The following is a 3,078-nucleotide window of genomic DNA, read 5'->3' as shown; positions in this document are numbered from 1 at the left end:
TGCAAGACATCCACCACCCATGGCGCCTCGTCGAAGGCCGAGAGGTCGACCACTGCCTCTGCGCTGGCGATCGTGAACCCACCCTCGAACACCGACAACTGTGCCAGCGCGGCGCGCTCCGGCTGCCTCAGCAAGTCCCAGGACCAGTCCAGCGTGTTGCGCAAGGTGGCCTGCCGATCGCGGCGGCCGCTGCCGCCGGCCAGCAGCTTGAAGCGGTCGCCCATGCGCTGCAGCAGCTGGCGCGGCGGCATGACGCGCACCCGCGCCGCGCACAGCTCGATGGCCAGCGGCAGGCCGTCGAGCAGCGCCACCAGCGGGCCGATGGCCTCGCTGTCTTCGGGGCCGGGCTTGAAGCCCTGGGATGCGGCGACGGCGCGGCGCAGGAACAGCGTGACGCTGTCTTCGGGCGGCAGCGGCGGCAAGCTCATCGCTTCTTCGCCGACGATGCCCAGCACCTCGCGCGAGGTGACCAGGAAGCGGGCTTCCGGCGCGCGGTCGAGCCACTGGCCCAGCGTGGCTTCGGCGTGGCGCGCCACCTGCTCGAAGTTGTCCAGCACCACCAGGCAGGCGCCGCGGCCGTGGATGGCCTGGCCGATCTGCTGCACCGGGTCGACCTGGCCGAGCGGCAACTCCAGGCCTTGCGCCACCGCATGCACGATGCCGTCGAGCGTGCTGGCCGGCGACAAGTCGCAGAACCAGACACCGCCGGGATAGTCGCCGAGCCAGGTCCAGCCGTAGCGCTGCGCCAGCCGGGTCTTGCCGGTGCCGCCGGTGCCGAGCAGCGAGACCAGCCGCGCGCCGCCCTCGAAGCGCTGCGCCAGTTCCTGCAGCGCGCTCTGGCGGCCGATGAAGCTGTCGCGCTCGGCCGGCAGCGTGTGCTGCAGTTCGCGCCGCGGCAACCACAGTTCGCCCTGGCGCAGCACGCGCCAGGCCTTGGCCGAATCGGGCGGCGGCGTGAACGGCGCCTGCGCCTCACCCACCTCGAACAACTCGACCGCGGTCTCCACGCCCTTCAGGCGCCAGTGGCCGTGGCTTTGCTGCCGCAGCGTGGTGTCGCCGAGTGCTGCGCACGCGGCTTCGGTCAGCAAGGTCTGGCCGCCCAAGGCCAGCGCCATCACGCGCGCCGCCAGCGGCTTGGCCAGGCCGTCCACCTCCAGCGGCTTGGCGCCGAGCGCCACGTCAGCGGCAGGGTTCTCGCGCAGCGTCACCGGCCCGTGGTGCAAGCCGGCACGCGCCTGCAACGGCGGGCTCAGCTGCGCCAGCGCGCGGTGGTAGGCCAGCGCAAAACCGAGCGCATCGGCCACCGCGTCGAACAACAGCAGAAAGCCGTCGCTCTTGTCGATCTCGCGGCCACGCCATTCGCGCAGCAGGCCGCGCGCCGCGTGATCGTGCGCCGCCCACAACGCCGACATCGCCGCATGGCCGAGTTGCTCGGTCAGCTGCGTGCTGTCGACGATGTCGGTCAGCAACAGGGCGTGGGCTTCGCTCATCGGCTCCGGACGGTCGACGGTGGGACCCCGGATGAGGACCGCCGCGACGCGGTGACTCTACACGCGCCGCCGGCCCCCTGGCCAGGCGCTGCGAGCGCGGATCGGCTCAGCGGCGGCGCTGTAGCAGCCGCACTGCCGACAACAGCCCCAGCCCGGCCAGCCACAAGATCACGGTCTGCGGCTCGGGCACCGGCACCGCGACGACGCCGAAGCTGCCGTCCTGGGTCAGAGACAGCTGCGTCACGTCGTAGGTCGGCGACGCGGCCTCGAACTGGGCACTCGCGAACACCGTCTCCCAGCTGGCATCGGGTTCGAACACCGTCGACAGGCCGCTGACGTTGCCGTTGCTGTCGCTGCTCTGGATGAAGTTGTCGAGGTCGAAGCCGCCGGAGGCCGCGAAGGCTTCCGGGTCGGTGTCGCCGATGAAGTTGAAGGTGACGGTGACATCGTCGAAGCCGAAGCTCGAACCGGCGGTCAGCACCAGGTGGTCGACTTGGAACTCGCCGGCCACCTCGTCGACATCGAGCACCAGCCGTCCGCCCACCAGGTTGTGGAAGCCGCCGTTGATGATGATGCGGCCGGGCGAATTGCCCGGGCTGAGGATGCCGCGGTTGAGCACGTTGGCATTGATCGTGCCCTCGTCGCCGCTGAGCATGCCGGTCGTGCCGATCTCCAGCGTGGTGGCGGTCAAGCTGCTGTTGTCGACCACGAGCAGCGCGCCGCCGCCGGTGTCGCCGCCGGTGGTGCTGCCGACGCCGACATAACCCGCATTGACGCTGGAGCCGCTGAACACGCTGAGCGCGCCGCTGCCAGCGGCATCGCGGCCAACGTAGATCGAACGGTTGCTGCCGACATCCAGCAGGCTGTTGCCGCTGAGCGTCAGCGTGCCGCTGCCGGTGCGGCCGATCGAGGCGCCGCCGCCGACGCTGCCCGCCAGAGTGATGCTCGAACCGCCGCTGACCAGCAACGTACCGGTGCCGCCGCTGGCGAAGCCGTCGCCGCCGACCGAGAAGCCGATGTCCAGCGTGCCGTTGTTCTGAAAGCTTAGGCTGCTGCCGTTGGCCAGCGTCATGACGCCGACGCCGCCGGTACCGCGGCCGATCGTCATGCCGGCGCCGACATTGGTGGAATCGGTGCGCTGGCCGCTCAACGCGATGCTGCCGCCGTCGAGCGAGACGCTGCCGTTGCCGAAGGCGCCGACCACCAGGCTGATCGAACCGACATGGCCGCCCGAGGTGACGTCCAGCGTGCCCACCGAGCCCGGGCCGCGACCGACGTTGATCAGCGCATCGGCGCCATTGAGCAATATCTGCGAGCCGGTGCCACTGACGCTGGCGCTGCCCAGGTGGTTGGCGCTGGTGTTGCTGCGGCCGCCGATGTGCAACGCGGTGACGCGCGTATCGGTCGGCGTCGACAGCGCGTTGCCGGTCAGCAGCAGCTGGCCGCCGTTGCTGATGCTCAGCTGGCCCGGGCTGCCGCTGTCGTAGCCGATGGCAACGAAGGGGTTGAAGTTGTCCGGCACGCCCGGTGCCAGGCCGAGCGAGTTGGACACCACTTCGACGCGTGAGCCGGGGCCGGTGATGGTCAG

The 3,078-nt window shown here is 70.6% G+C and carries 2 protein-coding genes; both read right to left on the bottom strand.

What is annotated here, in order from left to right:
* A partial coding sequence (locus VLK61_RS30850; protein WP_325427341.1) for an AAA family ATPase occupies window positions 1-1,490 on the bottom strand: 1,490 nt, incomplete at its 3' end.
* 106 nt (window positions 1,491-1,596) lie between these two features.
* Window positions 1,597-3,078, bottom strand: a 1,482-nt coding sequence (locus VLK61_RS30845; RefSeq protein WP_325427339.1) for a PEP-CTERM sorting domain-containing protein, incomplete at its 5' end; no start/stop codon positions are given.

It is taken from the genome of Aquabacterium sp., from assembly GCF_035476535.1.
In the GTDB taxonomy this organism is placed as follows: Bacteria; Pseudomonadota; Gammaproteobacteria; order Burkholderiales; family Burkholderiaceae_C; genus Pseudaquabacterium.
Note: the sequence above shows the minus strand (reverse complement) of the source record. Positions and strands in the feature narration are given on the sequence as shown.